This is a genomic window from Sorangium sp. So ce119, from assembly GCF_051524405.1.
Taxonomy (GTDB): Bacteria; Myxococcota_A; Polyangia; order Polyangiales; family Polyangiaceae; genus Sorangium; species Sorangium cellulosum_G.
Window position 1 is genome coordinate 2547473 of record NZ_CP150310.1, and the last position, 21323, is coordinate 2568795.

General features: G+C 73.9%; 18 protein-coding genes. 14 read left to right on the forward strand and 4 right to left on the reverse strand.

Annotated elements, in window-relative coordinates; translation table 11 throughout:
* Positions 1-492: 492 nt before the first annotated feature.
* From WME76_RS09820 to WME76_RS09835, 4 genes are all read right to left on the reverse strand, one after another.
* Positions 493-1302 carry a class I SAM-dependent methyltransferase gene (locus tag WME76_RS09820; protein WP_437959895.1) on the reverse strand — a complete coding sequence of 270 codons (810 nt, stop codon included), beginning with the start codon at positions 1300-1302 and terminating at the stop codon, positions 493-495.
* A gap of 91 nt (positions 1303-1393) precedes the next feature.
* Entirely contained in the window at positions 1394-1708 is a 315-nt protein-coding gene (locus WME76_RS09825; RefSeq protein WP_437959896.1) for a hypothetical protein, read from the reverse strand.
* Positions 1709-2133: 425 nt separating this feature from the next.
* Complete coding sequence (locus WME76_RS09830; RefSeq protein WP_437959897.1) at positions 2134-2778, reverse strand: uracil-DNA glycosylase family protein; 645 nt, start codon at positions 2776-2778, stop codon at positions 2134-2136.
* A gap of 86 nt (positions 2779-2864) precedes the next feature.
* On the reverse strand, positions 2865-3500 hold the full coding sequence (locus WME76_RS09835; RefSeq protein ID WP_437959898.1) for a rhomboid family intramembrane serine protease: 636 nt from the start codon (positions 3498-3500) through the stop codon (positions 2865-2867).
* A gap of 333 nt (positions 3501-3833) precedes the next feature.
* On the opposite strand from WME76_RS09835, the gene WME76_RS09840 reads away from it, so the two are divergent.
* The 14 genes from WME76_RS09840 to WME76_RS09905 all read left to right on the forward strand — a co-directional run bounded on the left by WME76_RS09840 (position 3834) and on the right by WME76_RS09905 (position 21203).
* Positions 3834-5333, forward strand: coding sequence for a M14 family metallopeptidase (locus tag WME76_RS09840; protein WP_437959899.1), 1500 nt, complete (start codon positions 3834-3836; stop codon positions 5331-5333).
* A gap of 76 nt (positions 5334-5409) precedes the next feature.
* Positions 5410-5868, forward strand: coding sequence for a VOC family protein (locus WME76_RS09845; RefSeq protein ID WP_437959900.1), 459 nt, complete (start codon positions 5410-5412; stop codon positions 5866-5868).
* Positions 5861-8527, forward strand: coding sequence for a methylmalonyl-CoA mutase (gene scpA, locus WME76_RS09850; protein WP_437962099.1), 2667 nt, complete (start codon positions 5861-5863; stop codon positions 8525-8527). The genes WME76_RS09845 and scpA overlap by 8 nt, the downstream gene beginning before the upstream one ends.
* Complete coding sequence (gene meaB / locus WME76_RS09855) at positions 8524-9516, forward strand: methylmalonyl Co-A mutase-associated GTPase MeaB (protein ID WP_437959901.1); 993 nt, start codon at positions 8524-8526, stop codon at positions 9514-9516. The genes scpA and meaB overlap by 4 nt, the downstream gene beginning before the upstream one ends.
* A gap of 178 nt (positions 9517-9694) precedes the next feature.
* Positions 9695-10630: a hypothetical protein gene (locus WME76_RS09860; RefSeq protein ID WP_437959902.1), complete on the forward strand. Its 936-nt coding sequence runs from the start codon at positions 9695-9697 to the stop codon at positions 10628-10630.
* Positions 10631-10692: 62 nt separating this feature from the next.
* Complete coding sequence (locus WME76_RS09865) at positions 10693-11871, forward strand: DTW domain-containing protein (protein WP_437959903.1); 1179 nt, start codon at positions 10693-10695, stop codon at positions 11869-11871.
* Between the two features lie 472 nt (positions 11872-12343).
* Positions 12344-12568 (forward strand): hypothetical protein, encoded by a 225-nt coding sequence (locus WME76_RS09870; protein ID WP_437959904.1) that lies wholly within the window; start codon positions 12344-12346, stop codon positions 12566-12568.
* A 19-nt stretch (positions 12569-12587) separates the two neighbouring features.
* Positions 12588-13652: a hypothetical protein gene (locus WME76_RS09875; protein WP_437959905.1), complete on the forward strand. Its 1065-nt coding sequence runs from the start codon at positions 12588-12590 to the stop codon at positions 13650-13652.
* Complete coding sequence (locus WME76_RS09880; RefSeq protein WP_437959906.1) at positions 13622-13996, forward strand: hypothetical protein; 375 nt, start codon at positions 13622-13624, stop codon at positions 13994-13996. Before WME76_RS09875 ends, WME76_RS09880 begins: the two co-directional genes overlap by 31 nt.
* A gap of 368 nt (positions 13997-14364) precedes the next feature.
* Positions 14365-15327 (forward strand): macrolide 2'-phosphotransferase, encoded by a 963-nt coding sequence (locus WME76_RS09885; RefSeq protein ID WP_437959907.1) that lies wholly within the window; start codon positions 14365-14367, stop codon positions 15325-15327.
* A gap of 179 nt (positions 15328-15506) precedes the next feature.
* Positions 15507-16460: a TolB family protein gene (locus WME76_RS09890; RefSeq protein ID WP_437959908.1), complete on the forward strand. Its 954-nt coding sequence runs from the start codon at positions 15507-15509 to the stop codon at positions 16458-16460.
* A gap of 113 nt (positions 16461-16573) precedes the next feature.
* Positions 16574-16831: a hypothetical protein gene (locus tag WME76_RS09895; protein WP_437959909.1), complete on the forward strand. Its 258-nt coding sequence runs from the start codon at positions 16574-16576 to the stop codon at positions 16829-16831.
* Positions 16828-19830 (forward strand): ATP-binding protein, encoded by a 3003-nt coding sequence (locus WME76_RS09900; protein WP_437959910.1) that lies wholly within the window; start codon positions 16828-16830, stop codon positions 19828-19830. Before WME76_RS09895 ends, WME76_RS09900 begins: the two co-directional genes overlap by 4 nt.
* On the forward strand, positions 19827-21203 hold the full coding sequence (locus WME76_RS09905; RefSeq protein WP_437959911.1) for a sigma-54-dependent transcriptional regulator: 1377 nt from the start codon (positions 19827-19829) through the stop codon (positions 21201-21203). The genes WME76_RS09900 and WME76_RS09905 overlap by 4 nt, the downstream gene beginning before the upstream one ends.
* Positions 21204-21323 lie beyond the last annotated feature (120 nt).

Here is a 21323-nt window from a genome sequence, read left to right on the forward strand (position 1 = left end):
ATCCCGGTGCACCCGCTTGTCGAGGGGCGATTGCAGGCGGCGTTCCACGTGGGCAGTCCGTGTCGCACGCCCGGGCTACGGAGGTTTTCGCGACGTTTCGCGGAGATCCAGGGAGCACCGGGGCGATCTGCGGGATCGCCCCTCCCCGGCGGGAGGCGATCCGCGGGATCACCCCTGCGACGCGAGGGGCGATCCGGTGGAGCGCACCGCGTGATCGGGCTCACCCCGTCAGCTTCACGGGCTCGCGGTCGCCGTGGCTCGGGAGCTCAAGCATTTCACGAGGGAGAGCCTCGGCCATTACTTCTGACAGCGCGAGGTCGTCTCTGCTCTCGTGAGAGAAATTGAACCACAGAGGCACAGAGGGCACAGAGGGGAGAGAGAAAAAGACCTTGATTCTTTGTTCTCTGTGTCTCTTTCCTCTGTGCCCTCTGTGCCTCTGTGGTTCAAATCTCTCATCTCACGTCACGTGAGACGAGGGCCGCGGACGCGGTGCTACCGCGTGCCGGCGCCCAGGTTGGCGACCATCGAGAGGCGCTGGGGACCGTCGCCGAAGCGCGCGCGCAGCCGGGCGAAGATCGCCTGGCCGAGCTCCTCCCAGCGCGCCGCGCCGAGCTTGTCCCGCAGCAGGACCAGCGGCGCGTTGCCCCGGCGCATCCAGCCCCAGAGCTCCTCGGTCGAGGAGGCCTCCATCGGGTGCTCGACCTCGCGCACCGAGACGTCCCGGAAGCCAGCGGCCTCCATCTCGGCGCGGAACTCGCCCGGATCGCCGAGCGGCGCCTTGCCCTCGCCGAAGGGCAGGTCGGGCAGCTCGGCGCGGATCGCCGAGAAGAGCTCGGCCGCGATCGGCGCCCTGTCCATCGGCGCCCAGCTCCCGACGACGGCGCGGCCGCCGGGACGCAGCACCCGGAAGAGCTCACGGAAGCCGCGGTCGCGGTCGGGGAAGAAGATCAGCCCGAACATCGAGAACGCGGCGTCGAACGAGCCGTCCTCGAAGGGAAGCGCCATGCCGTCGCCGACGCGGGCGTCCACCGCGAGCCCCGCGCGCGCGGCGCGCTCGCGCAGCTGCTCGACCATCGCCGGGGCGAAATCGACGGCGGTCACGCGCGCCTCCCCGGCGGCCAGGAGGGACAGGGTGCCCGGCCCGGCAGCCACGTCGAGCACGCGCGCGCCCGGCCCGACGCCCGCGAGCCGGAGCGCGTCAGCGGCGTATTTCTCGAAGTGGGGGACTGTGTCGACCGCGTAATCGGCGGCGACCATGTCCCAGGCGACGGGGGTGGCGAGGGGGCTCGGAGGCTGGGTCATCCCGCAAGGCTGCTATCACGCGCGCGTCGCGCTCGTCCAGCGGGCGAGCCGCCGGCGCTGGAACGCCGGCGCCATCGCCGCGGCGACCCGGTCAGCGCGCGACGGCGCTCTCGCGGCGATTCCCGAGGCGCGCGAGCGTCTTCGTCTTGCTCTGTGTGCCGGCGGCGCCGGCCGCCGCCTCGGGCGCGCTCGAGTCGGCGTCCGACCCTTCCCCCTGCTCCTGATCCGCCTTGTCGGCGTCGGTCTCCGTCGCGTCGTGAGGCGGCAACACCGCCTTCGCGGTCGACACGAGCAGCACGCTCGCCAGCGTGACGACGCTCGCCGAGCCGAGGACGAACAAGACAACATGCAGCAGTGTGCGCTGGAGGAGGCTGCCTTGGTTCAACTTCCGGAGTTTCTGCATCATGGTGCACCCTGCCTCGTGGTCCAGCGACCGCTCGCCGCGCGCATCCGGTCATGTCCGGAGCCGCCAGCCTCTTCGTGACCTCTCTGGGGAATGCGAGCGTCATGCCAGCAGCCATCCGCTGGATGATCGCAGGAACCGCGGCGGTTCCTGGTGCCGCTCTGCCAAAGTGGACACGCCGGCCACCTGGAGATTGGCGCATCTTGCCAGAATGACAATCCGTCTTGCGCCGGGCGCTCGATTCCGGTGTGCCCCGAGACCAGGGTGTGCGGAGCGCAGCGCGCGTCCGGCGTGGCTGGCGAGCCGCAGGCGATGTCCGCGAACCCCGTCATGACGCCATGCCCGACACGGACGATGTTGTCGGTTCATCCCAGGTGCGGAGACACCTCTTCAGCGTCGACAGCGCGGCTCGTGCGGCGCCGCGTGGCTCAAGCGCCGTGGGCGCGCGCGGGCGAGGCGCCGGCGAACGTGCGCGCGGCCTCCGGGTGCTCCGCGATGAGGCGGAGCGCGCGGCGCAGGAGCGAGATCCCGGGCTCGGTCTTGTGCCAGCTCGACGCGCCGCTCGGGTGCGGCAGGCAGATCACGTCGGCGTCCACGCCGTGATAGCGCGCGCGGCGCAGCTCGCCGATCACGCCCGCGAGCGGCCCCCTGTGGCCGAGCACCTGCTCCACCGCGAGGCCGCCCACCGGCAGGATCAGCCGCGGCTCCAGGATCCCCACCTCCCGCGCGAGGTGCGCCCGGCAGCGCAGGATCTCCTCGGGATCCGGCCGCCGATCGCCGCCGCCCCTGGCCTTTCCCGGGAAGCAGCGCGCGACGGCCGACATGTAGACCCGCCGCCTGAACTCCTCCTCGCCCACGCCGAGCGCCCCCTCGAACCAGCGGAACAGGGTGCGGCCCGCCGTCCACGCGAACGGCCGGCCGAAGCTGCCCTCGCGCGCGCCGGGCGCCTGGCCGATGAGCAAGATCCGGCTGGGAACGGCCGGGCCGTGGACGGCCGGGCCGATCATCTTCGGGCAGGCGCGGCACGCCTCGAGGTCGCGATGCACCGCGGCGAGCCGCTCCTCCGGGGTCATGACAGAAAGGCGAACCGCGGGGACGCTCATCGAACCAGCGTGAATTGACGGGAAATCAGCGCCCGGGCGAGGCGGCGCGGGCACGCTCATCCGCGCGGCCGGCGGCCGGCGAGCGGGCGTCCGACGGCGGCGGCGGAGCGCGCGCGCAGGCGGCCCGCGAGGAGGCGCGCGGCGAGGACGCCGCCGAGGAAGCCGAACAGGTGGCCCTCCCACGAGATGCCCATGCGCGTGGGCAGCACGCCCCAGAGCATCCCGCCGTAGAAGAGGCCGACCCCCAGCGAGAGCGCGATCGAGACGGCGCTCCGCTCGAACCAGCCGCGGAGGAGCAGGAAGCCGAAATAGCCGAAGATGACGCCGCTCGCGCCGATGTGCACCGAGGAGGGCGACCCGATGAGCCAGACGCCGAGCCCACCCACGAGGGCCGCGAGGAGCGTCACGAGGCCGAGGTCGCTCGTCTTGCGGAGCATGATCAGCCAGCCGAGCCCGAGGAACGGGAGCGTGTTCGCCGCGAGGTGGGCGAAGCCGCCGTGGAGCAGCGGCGCGAGCGCGATGCCGGCGAGGCCCGGGACCGTGCGAGGACGGATTCCGAGCGCGTCGAGCGATCCGCGGAAGATCAGGAAGTCGATGATCTCGATGGCCCAGAGGAGCGCGACGAAGCCTCCGAGCAGCGTCGCATGGAGCTTGAGCTCACGGGTGATCGTCCTGGTTTCGGTGGTGCTCATCCTGATCCCTCGCGGGCCCCGTGAACCGTGACGTGCGTGCACGAGGAGCCCACGCCTTCAGCCTAGCTCGTGAAACGAGCACGCGCGCGCGCTCTTCCCGCGAATCCCGCAATCACGACGTGAGCCGTCGAGCCCGGTCCGCCGCGCACCCCGGCCGCGTCAAGCCCCCGCGCCCGATCGCCCGGGCGCGTCGAGCCGGCCGCGCGCGTCGAGCCGGCCGCGCGCGTCGAGCCGGCCGCGCGCGCCGAGCCGCCCTCGCCCGGCCGCGCGTCCGGCGCGGCTCCGGCGTCGATCGCTGTCCGCTGCGCGGGCCGCGCGGTAAAAGTCGGGCGCATGCTGCTCACCCGCGCCGAAGCCACCGGATTCCGTGAGACCTCCCTGCACGCGGACGTGATGCGGTTCGTCCGCGCGCTCGCGGCCCGCGACGACCCGCGCCTCCACGTGACCAGCTTCGGGACCAGCCCCGGCGGGCGCGAGCTGCCGCTGCTCGTGCTGTCGCGGGACGGCGTGCGCTCCCCGGACGAGGCGCGCCGCGCCGGGCGCCCCGTGGTGCTGATGCTCGACGGGATCCACCCCGGCGAGGTGGAGGGCAAGGAGGCGAGCCTCGCGCTCGTCCGCGACCTGCTCGACGGCCGTCACCCCGACTGGCTCGATTCGCTCGTGCTCCTCGTCGCGCCGCTGTTCAACCCGGACGGCAACGACGCGCTCGATCCGCAGAACCGCCGGCTCGACCTGAAGAAGCTCACCGGCCAGCCGGGTCCCGTCGTCGGCACGCGCACCCAGAGCCAGGGCATCAACCTGAACCGCGACTATCTCCGCCAGGCCGCGCCCGAGATGCGCCTGCTCCAGCAGCACGTGTGCGTCCCCTGGGCGCCCGATCTCACGATCGACAACCACGCGACCAACGGCTCGGTGCACCGGTTCCACATGACGGTCGACGTGCCGCACACCATCGAGTCCGGCCGCGCCGAGCCGATCGCGATGGTGCGCGATCGCCTCGTCCCCGACGTGATCGCCGCGGTCCGGAAGCGCGGCTTCGAGAGCGGCTGGTACGGCAACTTCGTCGAGGACGAGCGCGCGCTCGACGCGAACGGCGACGTCGACCCGACCGCGCCCGTGGGCCTCGGGTGGATGACCTACCCACACCACCCGCGGTTCGGTTCCAATTACCGCGGCCTCACGAACCGGCTCGATCTGCTGCTCGAGTGCTACAGCTACCTGCCGTTCGAGGAGCGGGTGCAGACTGCCTCGGCGTGGCAAATCGAGACGCTCACCTGGGCGGCCGCGCACGCCGACGCCATCCGCGAGGTGGTCGCCGCGAGCGCCCGGCCCCCGGCGCGCGTCGCGGTCCGGTACCGGCTCGAGCCGACCGGGACGCCTGTCGACGTCCTCACGCGCAGCCCACGGACGTTCGAGGGGGCGCCCGTCACGCTGCGGATCCCGCACCACGCGCGGTTCGTCGGGACGACCGTGGTGGACCGGCCGCGGGCCTACCTGGTGCCGCCGGCGATCGCCGAGGCGCTGCGCCGGCACGGGCTCCGCGTGGCGCCGGCCGAGGGCGTCCACGACGTCGAGGTCGCGCGGGTGGCGTCGCTCGGCGCCGAGGGGGGCCGCGCCATCCTGGAGGCGGCCCGGGTCGGCGAGGTCGCCGTGACGTGGCGCGAGGAGGCCCGGCGGGCCCCCGAGGGGTGGTCCCGGGTCGGCACCGATCAGCCGCTCGGCGCGATCGCCGTGTACCTGTGCGAGCCCGAGAGCGACGATGGAGCCGTCGAGAACGGCCTGGTGGAGGCGCCCGCGGTCGGGGACGAGCACCCGGCGTGGCGGGTCCGGTGAGCGCGGGGACGCTTGGCATTTCGGGAGCGTTCTGCTTTTTCAACACAGGCGATCCGCTCAGGAGCCAGGAGAGCGCATGAAGGACCAGATCCCCGGTTTTCTGTTCATCGACCACATCGCCATCGCCGTCCCTGCCGGGCAGCTCGACGCGCAGGTGAAGGCGTACGAGCTGCTCGGCTTCCGCGAGGTGCACCGCGAGGAGGTCCTGGGCACGGATCAGGTCCGCGAGGTGATGCTCCGCGTCGGCGACAGCGACAACCTCATCCAGCTCCTCGAGCCGCTGTCCTCCGCGTCTCCCGTCCAGAAGCTCCTCGAGAAGAACGGCGGCCGCGGGGGCTTCGCCCACGTCGCCTACCGGGTCCGCGACGCTCAGGTCGCCTTCGACGCGCTCAAGGAGAAGGGGTTCCGCATCATCGACGCGGCGCCCCGGCCCGGCTCCCGCGGGACGACGATCTTCTTCGTGCACCCGAGATCGCGCGAGGAAGCGCCGTTCGGCACGCTCATCGAGGTGGTGCAGGCCCATGAACATGAGTGAGCGGCTCTTCGCCGAGTTTGCGCCGGTCGCGCTCGAGACGTGGAAGCAGGCGGTCCACCGGGATCTCAAGGGGAAGACCGCGGACGATCTCGCCTGGGCGAGCGCCGAGGGCCTCCTCGTGCCGCCGATCGTCGCGCCGGACAGCCCGGAGCTGCCCGCGGCCGCCGGCGGCCCGCTCGTGGCGTCGCTCGTGGCCGAGCTCCGGAGCGGCGCGCCGGAGCTGCGCTTCACGATCGGCACCAGCTACTTCTTCGAGATCGCCCGCCTCCGCGCCGCCCGCCTCCTGGCCGAGCGCCTGCGGCCGGGCGCGACGATCACCGCCGTGGTCCCGTCGGCGGCCGTGCCGGGCGACGAGCCGCACAAGAACCTCCTCCGCGGCATCGTCGCGATGATGGCGGCGCTCGCCGGCGGCGCGGACGAGGTCGTCGTCGCGCCGCCCGAGCGCCTGCTCGGCAACGCCCGCGTCATCCTCCGCGAGGAGGCTCGCTTCAACGCCGCCGAGAGCCCCGCGGCCGGCTGCTGGCTCATCGAGCAGCTCGCGCGCAGCCTCGCGCGCTCGGCGCTGCGGCAGATCGACGCGGCCGCCGATCTGCCCGCGCTGGCCACGGCGCCCGCGGACACCGCGCCTCCCGAGCAGCTTCCCGAGCACCTCGGCTTCTCGGCCGGCATCGCGCCGTTCCTGCGCGGGCCGTACACCAGCATGTACGTGGTCCGCCCGTGGACCATCCGCCAGTACGCCGGGTATTCCACGGCCGAGGAGTCGAACGCGTTTTACCGGCGCAACCTGGCCGCGGGGCAGACAGGGCTCTCGGTCGCCTTCGATCTGGCGACCCACCGCGGCTACGACTCGGACCACCCGCGCGTGGTCGGCGACGTGGGCAAGGCCGGCGTGGCGATCGACACCGTGGAGGACATGAAGATCCTCTTCGACCAGATCCCGCTCGACAGGATGAGCGTGTCGATGACCATGAACGGCGCGGTGCTGCCGATCATGGCGTTCTACATCGTCGCGGCCGAGGAGCAGGGCGTGCGCCCCGAGCTCCTCTCAGGGACCATCCAGAACGACATCCTCAAGGAGTTCATGGTCCGGAACACCTATATCTACCCGCCCGCACCCTCGATGAGGATCGTCGCCGACATCTTCCGTTACACGGCCGAGAAGACTCCCCGATTCAACTCGATCAGCATCAGCGGCTATCACATGCAGGAGGCCGGCGCGACCGCCGAGCTGGAGCTCGCGTACACGCTCGCCGACGGCCTCGAGTACCTGCGCGCCGGGATCGCGGCGGGCATGGATATCGACGATTTCGCCGGGCGGTTCTCGTTCTTCTTCGGCATCGGCATGGACCATTTCACCGAGATCGCCAAGCTGCGGGCCGCGCGGCTCCTGTGGGCGAAGATCGTGAAGGGGTTCCAGCCGAAGAACCCGAAGACGATGGCGCTGCGGACCCACTGCCAGACCTCGGGCTGGAGCCTCACCGAGCAGGACCCGTTCAACAACATCACGCGCACGGCCATCGAGGCGCTCGCGGCCGTGCTCGGCGGCACCCAGTCGCTGCACACGAACGCCCTGGACGAGGCGCTGGCGCTCCCCTCGGACTTCTCGGCCAAGGTCGCGCGCGACACGCAGCTCTTCTTGCAGAAGGAGACCGACGTCTGCCGGGTCGTCGACCCGTGGGGCGGCTCCCACCACGTGGAGCGCCTCACGGACAGGCTGGCGCGGGAAGCGTGGCAGTTCATCCAGGAGGTCGAGTCGCTGGGCGGCATGGTCAAGGCCATCGAGAACGGCCTGCCCAAGCTGCGCATCGAGGAGGCGGCGGCCCGCAAGCAGGCCCGGATCGACGCGGGCCGCGACGTCATCGTCGGCGTCAACGCGTACCGGCTGGAGCGGGAGGAGCCGCTCGAGCTGCGCGAGGTGGACAACTCCGCGGTGCGCGAGAAGCAGGTCGCGCGGCTCCGGGAGGTGAAGGCCGCCCGCGCCGGGGCCGCCGTGGACGCGTCGCTGGCCGCGCTCACCCGCTGCGCCGAGACGGGCGAGGGGAACCTGCTCGCGTTCGCCGTCGAGGCCGCGCGCCGGCGCGCGACGCTCGGCGAGATCTCGGGCGCGCTCGAGCGCGTCTTCGGCCGCTACGAGGCCCCGGTGCGCACGGTCAGCGGCGTGTATGGCGCGGAGATCCGCGAGGCGGGGGCCGGCCGCGACGTGGAGGCGCTGGTCCACGAGTTCGCCGGCCTCGAGGGCCGCCGCCCGCGCATCCTTGTCGCCAAGATGGGCCAGGACGGCCACGACCGGGGGATGAAGGTCATCGCCACCGCCTTTGCCGATCTCGGGTTCGACGTCGATATCGGCCCCCTGTTCCAGACCCCGGAGGAGGTCGCTCGCCACGCGGTCGAGAACGACGTCCACGTGGTCGGCATCTCGTCGCTCGCGGGCGGCCATAAGACCCTGGTTCCCCAGCTCATCGAGGCGCTCGGGGAGGCGGGCCGCGGGGACATCCTCGTCGTCGCCGGCGGCGTGATCCCGCCGCAGGACTACCGGTATCTGGAGGAGCGCGGCGTCGCCGGCGTCTTCGGCCCGGGGACGGTCATCCCCGACGCCGCGGCGCGGATCGTCCGCACGCTCATCGAGCGGCTCGGCGCGCAGGAGGCGCGCCCGGGTTGAGGCCGAGCCCGGGGCAGCTCGTCGACGGCCTCCTCGCGGGCGATCGCGCGGCGCTCGCCCGCGCCATCACGCTGGCCGAGAGCGCGCTCCCGCGGCACCAGGAGCTCGCCGAGGAGGTCCTGGAGCTCTGCTTGCCGCACAGCGGCGGCGCCGCGCGGCTCGGCATCACCGGCGTGCCGGGCGTCGGCAAGAGCACGTTCGTCGACGCCCTCGGCGCGCACCTCGTGCGCGAGCGCGACGAGACGGTCGCGGTGCTCGCTGTCGACCCCAGCAGCCCTGTCCACGGCGGGAGCATCCTCGGCGACAAGACGCGGATGCCGCGGCTGGCCAGCGATCCGCGGGCGTTCATCCGCCCGTCGCCGTCGGGCGGCTCGCTCGGCGGGGTGGCGCGGGCCACGCGCCAGGCGATCGTGCTCTGCGAGGCGGCCGGATACCGCAACATCCTCGTCGAGACCGTCGGTGTCGGCCAGTCCGAGGTCGCCGTCGCCGACATGACGGATTGCTTCCTGCTCTTGATGCTGCCGGGGGCAGGGGACGAGCTGCAGGGCGTGAAGCGGGGGATCATGGAGCTCGTCGACCTCGTGATCATCAACAAGGCCGACGGCGGCAACGAAGGCCGGGCGGCGCGGGCGCGGCGCGACTACGAGAGCGCGCTGCACCTGTTCCCGCCGGCGCCGCACGGCTGGACGCCCGTCGTCGGGGTCTGCTCGGCCCAGGAGAACCGCGGCGTCCGCGAGGCGTGGGAGCTCGTGCTGCGCCACCGCGCGCACATGCAGGCCGGCGGCTGGCTGCAGCGCCGCCGGGCGGCGCAGGCGCGCCGGTGGCTGTTCGAGCTGATCGAGGGGCACCTCCGGGAGGCCTTCCTGCGCAGCGCGGCCGTGCGCGAGCGGATGCCCGGGATGGAGGGCCTCGTCGAGGCCGGCGCGCTCAGCCCGCTGCGCGCCGCGCGCGAGCTGCTGGAGGCCTGGGGGACGGCGAGGAAGGGCTGAGGAGGCGAGCGCTCCGAGAGCTCGAGAGGGAGAAGGAACGCCAAGGCGCAAAGGCGCAAAGGCGCAAGGGGGGAGAGATAGCCCTCATCCCTGCTTCTTGCGTCTTTGCATCTTTGCGCCTTGGCGTTTCTTCTTCTGCCGGAGGGCCCCGGTCCGGAGAACTCGCTAAGATGTCCGCATGCGCCAGCTTGGACTATCCTTCGCCGCCTTCTCTCTCCTGCTCACGGCGGCCGCGCCGGTGCTCGCCGGGGAGACCGTCAAGGAAGAGCAGTGGGCGAAGTCCTACGGCTTCCGTCTCGGCGCGGAGGCGGACGTGCTCGCCCGCACCCTCGAGGCGAACCTCCCCGGCCGGGACGCGGCGAGCGGCGACGCGACGAGCGCAGGCGTGGAGGAGAGCTCCTTCGCGGCGTCCTTCGCGGTGGTCGCTCAGATCCCGCTCTTCGCGGGGCTCCACCTGGACGCCGAGCTGCCCTTTGCGTACGGGAGCAGCCAGGCGCGCCCGCCCGGCCCGGCGGAGGGCGATGCGGCGACCGTCGCGCCGGAGCTCGAGGGGTTCTTCTTCGGCAATCCCTCGATCGGGCTCCACTACGTCGCGAGCGTCTTCCCCACGCTGGTGCTCATCGGCGGGCTCTCGGCCTCCATCCCCGTCACGCAGGATCCGTCCGACGACACGGAGGCGGCTGCAGCGGCGGCGCTGGCCGTGCGCGGGTACTTCGACTCGCAGCGGGCGCTCCTGGAGCACGTCCCGCTGCGAGCCCGCGGCGGCGTCGAGCTGCGCCCGATCGAGGCGTTCTATGTGCGGAGCGATCTCGCGGCGATGTTCGCCATCCCCACCGGCGACGGAGAGACGGAGCTCTTCATCGAGCACGCCAGCGAGGCGGAGCTGCGCAGCGTGGGCGGGTTCGGGGTCGGCGCGCGGCTCCAGGCCGCGTTCCCGCTCACGCAGACCGACAAGGTGCAGCTCGCGGCCGAGCCCTTCCTCGGCGTCGAGCCGCCCACGTCGGGCATGTACTTCCGGGCCGGGCTGCTCGTGGCGCTGGACGAGCCCCTCGGGTTCGGTCTGGAGCAGGGCAAGCTGGCGACGGTCCGTGTCGCGCTGGGGGGCAAATTCTGAGTCGGCCGCCGGGGGGCTCCGGGAGAATTGCAATTCAAACCGGAGGCTCTAGGGTGCCGCCGATGCGCGACGTCTGCTGGCGCTGCCGGCGCCCCCGCCCGGTCTGCTACTGCGCGCTCCTGCCCTCCTTGCCGACGACGACGCGGGTCGTGCTCCTCCAGCACCCGCGCGAGCGCCGGGTGGGCATCGGCACGGCGCGCATGACCCACCTGTCGCTGCCCAACTCCGAGCTGCACGAGGGGGTGGTCTTCGAGGAGGATCCCCGGATCATGGCCCTCGCCGCCGATCCGGCGACGGCCGTGCTCTTCCCCGGGGGCGACCCCGACCCCGCCGCAGGACCGCCGGTGCTGTCGCTCATCGTGGTCGACGGCACCTGGTGGCAGGCGAGGAAGATGCTCGCCCTGAACCCGCGCCTCGCCGCGGTGCGCCGCATCGGCGTGACGCCCAGGGCGCCGGGCAACTACCGCATCCGCAGGGAGCCGCGCCCGGAGTGCCTCGCCACGGTCGAGGCGGTGGCCAGCGCGCTGGCCGCGCTCGAGGGCGAGCCCGCGCGGTTCGACGAGATGCTCCGGGCCTTCGAGTTCATGGTCGACCGGCAGATCGAGCACCAGGCGCGCAGCGACGGTCCGCGACGGCGGTCGCGCGGGCCGGCCGCCTCGCCGCTCGATCCGCTGCGCCCCTACCTCGCCGCGCCGGAGCGGGTGGTGCTCGTCGACGGCGGGGCCAACTCCGGGTGGCCGGCCGACGCCGGCGCGGCCGGGCCCAGGTCCGAGCTCGTGCACCTCGTGGCCAGCCGCGCGTCGGGCGAGCGCTTCGAGGCGTTCCTCCGCCCGCGGCGGCCGCTGGGGCCGAGCGTCGCGCACCAGCTCGAGGTGCCCGAGCGCCGCCTGCTCGACGGCGAGGACGCGCGCGCGGCCCTGGCCCGGTTCCGCGCGTTCGTGGGCCCGGGCGGCGTGCTCGGCGCCTGGGGCGCCTTCACGGCCGACCTGCTCGCGCAGGAGGGCCTCGGGCGCCCGCCCTCCCTCGACCTGCGCGACCTCTGCGCGCGGCACCTGCGGCGGCGGCCGGGCGGCATCGCGAACGGGGCGCGGGCGCTCCTGCCCGGGGAACCCACGGAACCAGCGCCGCGCGGGAGCGGGCGGGCCGGGCGCACGCTGGGCTGGCTCGAGGTCGTCCTTGCGCGCCTGCTCGATCTCGCGGGAGAGGCCCACGGCGCGGGTTTTCCGGGATTCCCGGGATGACGAGCGCCCGCCGCAGCGAGCCAGCGGGCGCGCTGCCGGAGAGCGCGCGTCCTCTCCGGTGCAGGGGCTTCACGGTCGACGACGAGCCCGAACGGCACAAGCACCGCGGCCTTGCTTGTTGACGCAACGTCTTGCGCGAGCGAGCCAGAGCCGGCGAGCTCCCATCAAGTAAACGCAGGGGGCACAGCGGGGCATGAGCAGTGCATTCTCGCTGGCCCGACGTGAAGCATCCGTGCATCGGACAGGCAGGCTGCAGGGGTTACGCCGCGGCGCAGCCGACCGAGCTGCGCGAGCGCCTTGATGGTCGCTCCGCGGCCCGGAGAGCGCGCCGAGATCCCTTCTCCCACGCGCGCCTTTCATGGCACCACCGCTGCATGTGGCCAGGTAAGCAACGAATCGTTGCTGGGCCAGAGAAGGCGCTTCTTGGCTCGACTGCAACAAGCAACAACCCGAAGCTGAAGGACTGAACACCATGAGTTCTGCACATCGTCTCATCGCGGCGGCGGCCGCGGTATCCGGATCGCTCGGCGCTACCAGCCTGGCGTACGCGGACGTGATTCCCCCCGCCGACGGCGGAGGGGGTCCCGCCGCCCTGGCGACGCCGGTGGCCGCTGTCGTGATGAGCTTCCTGGCCATCGCCGGACTCGTGGGGTTGCCCCTCGCGCTCCGGCGGCGGCATCGCGAAGCCCTCGAGTGAAGCAGCGCGAGCGCCCGTCATGATGGACGTCATCCTCGCGCCGCTCGACCGCCTGCGGCGCGCCTGCTTTCGCCTCCTGGGCCGCCACGTGGGCACCTGGGTCGCTCGCCGGGACGTCCGCGTGTCGGTGCTGGGGACCATCGCCGTCGTGACGGCGCTCTCAGGCGCGCTGCTGGCGCCGACATGGCTGCTGGCGCTCGGTCCCATCGTGCTCGGCGTCCCTCACGTGCTCGCGGACGTCCGTTACCTCGTCGCGCGCCCGGGCCTCCATCGGCGCGGGCTCGCGGCGCTCGCCGTGGCCGCGCCGCTCGCCGCGGGCGCGGTGACGAGCCGCCTCGCGTGCGGGCTCCTGGCGGCGGTGGCCGCGGCCTTCGTCGCGAGGGGCACGCGCCGCCGCCGCGCCGTTGCGATTGCCTGCCTGGCGCCGCTCGTCTGCGTCGCCATGGCCTTCCGCGGCTTGTCCGAGCTGGTGTTCGCGCACGCCCACAATGCGATCGCCGTCGGGCTATGGTGCGCCTGGCGGCCGCGGCGGACACGCTGGCACCTCGTGCCCCTCGCGCTGTTTCTCGGGTCGTCGGCCGCGCTCGCGACAGGCCTCCTCGATCCGCTCTGGCGCGCCGCGGCCGCGGCGCTGCCCGGGCTCGGAGCGCCGATCCACGCCCACGTGCGCGACATCGCGCCGCGCGCGCCGGGCGACCTCGGCGTCCGCCTCGTGCTGCTCTACGCCTTCGCGCAGTCGGTGCATTATGCGGTCTGGCTGAGGCTCGTGCCGGAGGACGATCGCCCCCGCCCCGCTCCGCGCGGGTTCGTGAGCAGCTGGAGAGCGCTCGCGGACGATCTCGGGCGCCCGCTCCTCTGGCTCACGGCGGCCGCCGCGCTCGCGTTGATCGCATGGGCCTGCTTCGATCTCCTGGCTGCGCGCGCCGGCTACCTTCGATTCGCTGTCTTCCACGGGCACCTCGAGCTCGCGGCCGCAACATGGCTCTTCATCGAGCGGCGCTGGATGGCCGGCGCCGGCGATCCGGGGCAGCAGCGGGGCTCGCCGAGCCCTCGATGCATGGCGCTCGCGCCGTCGTGCGCATGATGCGCTGGGCGGTTGCCTTCGCCTTCACGCAGGTCGTCGAGGTGCCCGTGTACCTCGCCGCGATGCGCCGACAGCGCTTCGACGAACGGCGCGCGGTGCGCTTCTGCGCCGCGTTCGGCGCGAGCGCGCTCACACACCCGATCGTCTGGTTCGTCTTCCCGCGCCTCCTGTCGCGCCAGGGCTACTGGACCCTGTTCGCGGCGGCCGAGGCGTTCGCCGTCGTGGCCGAAGGCTGCTACCTCGGCCTCTTCGGCCTACGCCGCGCGCTCCGCTGGGCGCTCTGCGCGAACGCGCTGAGCGTAGGGCTCGGCCTTGCGCTGCGGAGCTGCGTGGGCTGGCCGTGAGATGACGGGCCGTCTGGGGCACCAGCGACCGCGGCGTCGGGCCGAGCGCCCTCAGCGCCGTTGCGGCCCGGGGCGCCGCGTGAGATGCTCCGTCCGTGCATTCCATCCGGTTCCGCTGAGTCCGGCATCCTCGTCCTCCCCGTAGCCCCGGCCCGCCGGGGCCATGCGGCGAGCGCGCGGGTGCCTGTCCGTGCCCTGTCTTCCTCCGAGTTCGCTCGAAACGTGGAAGACCGGGGCGCGTCGACTCACGCCCGGCAGCCTGGATGGAGCACGCCACGCGCATCGGTCGTGAGCTCGCGCCGCGAGTCTTCCCCCCCTTTTCACGCGCGCCGCCGCCCTGTCGGCGGCGCGCTCAGAGGCTCGCGATCATGACCGAACGTAAAGACACCTCGTCCACCGGTTCTTCTCCCTTCGCGCCGATCGAGTCCGTCGACGCGCTCCTCGATGCGGCGCGCCGCGAGGGGCTCCGGCTCGCCACGAACCACGCCGACTTCGACCAGTCCGGGCTCGACTTCCTCGTCGTGCACGCCCAGGACGAGGACGGCGTGCCGTGGGTCGTGCGCACGCCGCGCCGGCCCGCGGTTGTCGCGTCGGCCCGCGTGGAGGCGCGCGTGCTGGCCCTCGTGCGCAAGCACCTGCCGGTCTCCGTGCCCGACTGGCGCGTGCACACCGATCAGGTGATCGCCTACCCGCGGCTCGTCGACGTGCCCGCGATCTCCATCGATCCCGAGGCGGGCGTGCGCTGGAACCGCCTCGATCCGGCGGCGCCCTCGGCGGCGTTCATCGCGTCGATGGCCGAGGCCCTCGCGGCGCTGCAGCGCATCGGCGCGGCGGAGATCGAGGCGGCGGGCGTCCCCGTGAAGTCGATCGACGACACGCGCCAGGCCCACGCGCGGGCCATGGAGGAGACGCGCGCCCTGCTGGCGCCGCCGGACGCCCTGTGGGCGCGCTGGCAGCGCTGGCTCGCGAACGACGCGATCTGGCCGCGCTACCTGGCCCTCGTGCACGGCGACCTGCACCCCGGGCACATGCTCCTCGACGAGGGCGGCCGGCTCACCGGGATCCTCGACTGGACCGAGGCTCACCTCGGCGACCCGTCGATCGACTTCGCGCTCTTCGCCGGCGCCTTCGGCAAGGGGGTGCTCGACGCGTGCATCGCGCGCTTCGAGGCGGCCGGCGGCACGACGTGGCCCGGCCTCGCGGCCCACGCCGCCGAGCGCTGGGCGGCGTGGCCCGCGCTGGCGGCGAAGTGGGGCGTCGACTCGGGCAACGAGGGCGTGATCGAGCACGCGCGCAGCATGCTCGCCGGCCTCGCGGCCGAGAGCGCGTGAAGCGCGGGTGACTGGAGGCGCGCGCGACGAGGCGTACGTCGCGCGCGCCGCCCGCCGTATCGCGCGCGCCGAGGGGGCGCCGGGCGCGGGTATAACCGCGGCTCCGGCAGAGGTAAGATCCTGGTCGCCCCGAGCGGGCAGACGTCCCTCGCTCATCGAGCCTGGAGGCCTCGGTTTTCATGTTGGTACAAAAATCTGCTCGGGATGTCCCCTCCGCCGATCGGCTCGACGGGACCTTCCGGGCACGGCGATCCCGCTGGCTCGCGGGGTCCTGCGGGCTGGGGCTCGCGCTCGGGGGGGCGGCGTGCGCGGACCAGCAGGTCGTGATCGGCGTGTTCGTTCCGGAGCGGCCGCGGTTCACGGCGCCGGAGAAGGTGGCCGCGCTCAACGACGACGCGGCCAGGGACGAGGACCCGACGCTCACGGGCGACCTGCTCGAGATCCACTTCATGTCCGAGCGCGGCGCGAGTCAGGACATCTGGATCTCGCGGCGGGCGGACCTCGACTCGCCCTGGGAGACACCGACCGTCGAGCTCGCAGAGAAGCTCAACAGCGCGGACGACGACGACACGCCCGCCATCTCGAACGACGGGCTCAGGATGTGGTTCTTCCGCAACAGCGCGCAGCAGACAGGCATCTGGATGTCCGAGCGCGCGAGCCGCAGCGACCCGTGGGGCGACCCTTCCTACGTCGAGGCGCTCAACCCGGGACGCGAGGGCGGCACGCAGGCGATGAACGCTCACGTCGACCTGCCCGAGCTCCGCGTCGTGGTCGGCCTGAACGGGCCCGAGACCCAGGGCTGGGATCTCGCGATCGCCTCCCGCGAGAGCCCCGAAGACGAATGGGGCGCGTTCGCCCCGCTCGACGAGCTGAACGACGAGGGCGAACAGCTCGCCCCGTTCCTGTTCGACGACGGCCGGCAGATCCTGTTCCGGTCGGGGGACGACCTGTTCTGGGCCCGACGGCCGGCGACCGACGCGCCGTTCGGGGAGCCGGAGCCGCTCGACGATCTGAACGATCCGGCGGCGCGCGAGAACGATCCCTACCTGTCGCCGGACGGGTCCACCCTGTTCTTCTCGTCGGCGCGGAGCGGCGGGACCGACATCTACGAAGCGCGCCGCGCCGCGCCTTGACCGGCCAGGATCTCGAGGTGGACGCGCGCACCCGCTCCGTTGCTCCGCCATGATGCGTTGCGTCGTGCTGCGGTGCGTATTCAGAGACGGCGGCGCTGGGTAGCCTCTTCTCGATGAGCGGAGGACACGACGCGGAGGCCGGCGCGGCGGATCGCGCGCTCGTGCTCGTGCTGCTGGGAACGTTCCTCCTGCTCTCTCCAGCGCGCCTGCTCTGGGCCCGCGGCCTGCTCGCCGTCGCCGCCGTCTTCGCGGTGTGGATCGCGCTGATCGCGTTCGCCGCGCTCGCGACGCGCGCCGACCGCGCCGACGAGGGCCGCGCCGACGCCGGCCGCGCCGACGCCCTCCGCGGCGATCGAGGGCCGCCGCCGTGATCAACGTCGGCGTCCTCCTCTTCGCCACCGGCGCCTGGCTCGTCGTGCTCGCCGCGATCGCCCTCGCCGCGCAGCGCGAGCGGATCCCCCGCGCGCTCGCGCGGCACCCGCTCGTGCTCGCCCTCTCGCTCGGCGTCTACGCCTCGTCGTGGACGTACTACGGCGGCGTCGGCTTCGCGCAGCGCCACGGGCTCGTCTTCCTCGCGGTCTACCTGGGCCCGACGCTCGCGTGCATCGCCACCCCGCTGCTCTGGTCGCGCGTCCTGCGCATCACGCGCGAGCAGCGCCTCTCCTCGCTCGCCGACCTCCTCGCGTTCCGCTTCCAGAGCCCCGCCGCGGGCGCGCTCGCCGCCGCCTTCTCCCTCGTCGCCAGCGTGCCGTACGTCGCGCAGCAGTTCCGCGCGACCGAGCAGTCGGTCCGCGTGCTCTCGGGGCCGGGGCACGAGGAGGCCGTCGGCGCCGTCTTCTGCGCGCTGCTCGCGCTGTTCACGGCGTTCTTCGGCGCCCGCCCGCCCGCCGAGCGCGGCCGCGAGGACGGCCTCGCCGCGGCGGTCGCGTTCGAGTCGGCGGCGAAGCTCGCCGTGCTCGCGGCCGTAGGCCTCATCGCCGTGCTCGGGGCGTTCGGCGGCGCGGGCGGGCTCGCGGACTGGCTCGGTGAGCACGCCGCCGATATCGAGGCGCTCGGCCGCCCCGTGCGCGAGGACGGCGGCTGGACCTCGATGCTCGTCATCAGCTTCGCCGCGGCCTTCCTGCTGCCGCGGCAGTGGCACATGGCGTTCGCCAGCGGCGCCGGCGATCGCGCGCTCGCCACGGCGGCGTGGGCCTTCCCGCTGTTCCTGCTCGCGCTCAACCTGCCCGTCCTGCCCGTGCTCTGGGCCGGCACCCGCCTCGCCCCCGCCGAGCCGGCCGACAGCTACGTGCTGCTCGTGCCGCAGCTCCTCGACCAGCGCTGGCTCGCGCTCGCCGCGTTCATCGGCGGCATCTCCGCGGCGAGCGCCATGGTCATGGTCACGGCCGTCGCCCTCGCGAACGACAGCGCGACGCACCTGCTCCTGCCGCTCGCCAGGAGGACGCTGCGCCGCAACGTCTACGCGCGCGTGCTGTGGATGCGGCGCGGCCTCCTCACCGCCATCCTCGTGGGCGGCTGGCTCTTCCACCGCGCGCAGCCGAACCGCGGGCTGCTCGTCGAGAGCGGCATCGTGTCGTTCGTCGCCTTCGCGCAGTTCCTGCCGGGGCTCTTCGCCGTGCTCTTCTGGGAGCGCGCGACGCGCGCGGGGTTCATCGCCGGGCTCGCGGCCGGCATCGCGACCTGGACGGCCACGTGCCTCGCGCCGCTCCTGCCCGAGACGACCGGGGTCGACCCGTCGTGGCTCGACCACCTGCGCGCGGGCGCGGGCCGCGCGGGCCACGCCGACTCCTGGTCGCTGCCGACGCTGGTGTCGCTCGCCGTCAACAGCGCGACGCTCGGGCTCGTCTCGCTCCTGCGCCCGCCGGCCGACGAGGAGCGCGAGGCGGCGCGCCTGTGCCGGCGGCGCGAGATCGGCCCGTCGGTGGAGCGCGCGACCGTGCCCGCGAGCGTGGACGCGCTGGAGGAGCGGCTCGCCCGGCTGCTCGGCCGCGAGGCCGCCGGCATCGAGGTCACGCGCGCGCGCATCGAGCTCGACATCCCGCGCGACGAGACGCGGCCCACCGAGCTCCACGCCCTGCAGGAGCGGCTGCACCGCAACCTGTCGCCGCTGGTCGGCCCCGTGCTCGCGAGGACGGTCGCGGAGGCGGACGCCCCCGCCGCCGGCGGCGCGAGCGGCGCGCTCACCGAGCAGCTCCGGTGGCTGGAGCGGCGCCTCGCCCGCGGGGAGACGCGGCTCGTCGGCGCCGCCAGGGAGCTCGACCTCCTGCGGCGGTGGCTCCGCTCCGTGCTCGCGCAGCTCCCCCTCGGGGTCTGCGCCGTGGGCTCCGACGGCGCGATCAGCCTCGTCAACCGCCGCCTCGAGGCGCTCGTCGGCGTCGAGGAGCGCGACCTCGTCGGGGCGCCGCTCGACCGGCTGCCGGCCCCGTTCGCGGAGCTGTTCTCCCGCGCCTCCCGCGCGGCCTCCGCGGGCGAGGCCGGCGCGGGCGCCGACGAGGTCGAGGTGCGCGTGGCCGGGCGCGCGCGCGCGCTGCGCGTGCACCGCGCCGCGCTCGACCCGCTCGACGCGCGCGCGGCCTCCGGGGGCGTGGTCCTGCTCGTGGAGGACCGCACCGAGCAGCGCGCGCTCGAGGCGCAGCTCGCCCACCGCGATCGCCTCGCCCAGCTCGGCCGCCTGGCCGCGGGCGTGGCCCACGAGGTCGGCAACCCGCTCACCGGCATCGCCTGCCTCGCGCAGAACCTCCGCGCCGAGGCCGAGAACGACGAGCTCCGCGCGCGCGCGAGCCTCATCCTCGGCGAGGCGGCGCGCATCGAGGCGATCCTGCGATCCTTGCTCGACCACGCCCGCACCGGCGCCGTGCAGTCGCCCGGCGAGATCCGGCGCGCGCGGGTCGGGCGCGTCGCGCTCGCCGAGGTGGTCGCCGAGGCCGAGCGGCTGATCCGGCTCGACCGCGCGGCGCCGCGCGTCCAGGTGGAGCAGACCTGCCCGGAGTCGCTCGTCGTCATCGGCGACCGGCGCGAGCTCGTCCAGGTCTTCGTCAACCTGCTCGCGAACGCCCGCGACGCCTCCGAGCCCGGCGCGACCATCGCGGTGCGGGGGCGGATCGAGGCGGGGGAGATCGTCGTCGAGGTCGAGGACCACGGCAGCGGCATCCCGGAGGAGCTCCTCGGCGAGGTGCTCGAGCCGTTCGTGACGACGAAGCGCGACCCGAGCGGCACCGGGCTCGGCCTGCCGCTCTCGCGCTCGATCGTCCAGGATCACGGCGGGACGCTCGCGCTGCGGAGCGCGGTGGGGCAGGGGACGACGGTCGTCGTGCGGCTCCCGCTCGCGGGCGCGGCCGGGGCGCGGCGCGCGCCGGAGGCGGAGGCATGAGCCGGATCCTGCTGGTGGAGGACGAGGTCGTCATCCGGGCGGAGCTCCGGCGGCTGCTCGCCCGCCACGGCCACGACGTTGTCGAGGCGGGGTCGATCGCCGAGGCCGCGGCGGGCTGCGATCTGGGCGCGTTCGATCTGGTGCTGGCCGACGTGCGCCTGCCCGGCGAGCCGGGCACGGAGCTCGTCGGCCGGTGCGGCGCCGCGCCGGTCTTGCTCATGACGAGCTACGCCACGGTGAAGGCGGCGGTCGAGGCCGTGAAGCGCGGCGCCGCGGACTACCTCTCGAAGCCGTTCGATCACGACGAGCTCCTCGCCCTCGTCGAGCACCACCTCGCCGGCGCGCGGAGCGCCCCCGCCGTCGTCGCGCCGGGCGTCACGCCGCCCGCGCCGCCCGCGTCGTCCATGGTCGACGACGAGCTCGAGGGGCTGGTCGGCGGCTCGGCGGCGATGCGGGAGGTGTTCGCGCAGGTGCGCAAGGTCGCGCCCAGCGAGGCGACGCTGCTCATCCTCGGCGAGAGCGGCACCGGCAAGGAGACGCTCGCCCGCGCCGTGCACCGGCTCAGCCCGCGGCGGCAGCTCCCGTTCGTGCCCGTCCGCTGCGCGGCGATCCCCGAGGGGCTCATCGAGGGCGAGCTCTTCGGCCACGAGCGCGGCGCCTTCCCCGGCGCGCTGTCGCCGCGCGCAGGGCTCTGCGAGGCAGCGGACGGCGGGACGCTCCTGCTCGACGAGATCGGCGAGCTGTCGGTGAGGATCCAGGCGCGGCTCCTGCGCTTCCTCCAGACCGGCGAGGTGCGGCGCGTGGGCGCGAGCCGCGCCCGGCGCGTCGACGTGCGCCTCATCGCGACCACGCACCGGGATCTCGCGGAGAGGGTGCGCGACGGGTCGTTCCGGAGCGATCTCTACTTCCGGCTGCGGCTCCACGAGATCCGCCTGCCGCCGCTGCGCGAGCGGCCGGGGGACGCGGTGCGCATCGCGGAGTCGCTGCTCGCGCGGCGCGCGGGGACGGCGGACCGGGCGCCGCTCGCGCTGTCGCCCGAGGCGCGCGCCGCCATCGCGGCGGCCCCGTGGCCCGGCAACGTCCGCGAGCTGGAGAACGCCGTTCACCGCGCCATCGTCCTCGCCGACGCGAGCGACATCGGCGTCGCGCTGCTCGGCCTCGACGCCCCTCCGCGGCCGCCGCCGCCCGCGCCGCGCGCCGCCGCGCGTGACGGCGCGCCCCCGTCCGACTCGCTCGAGGATTACTTCCGCCGCTTCGTCCTCGAGCACCAGCACGAGATGACGGAGACCGAGATCGCCCGCCGACTCGGGATCAGCCGCAAGGCCCTCTGGGAGCGGCGACAGCGGCTCGGGATCCCCCGGCCGCGCACCTGATCCCGCGGCGCGACGCGGCGCGGCCCGCGCGTCCTGACCGCGGCGGCAAGAACGATGCAGGCTGTTCGTAACTCCCTGCCGGCGCGGCGCCGTCGCGTGTTACCGATCGTAACGCGGCGT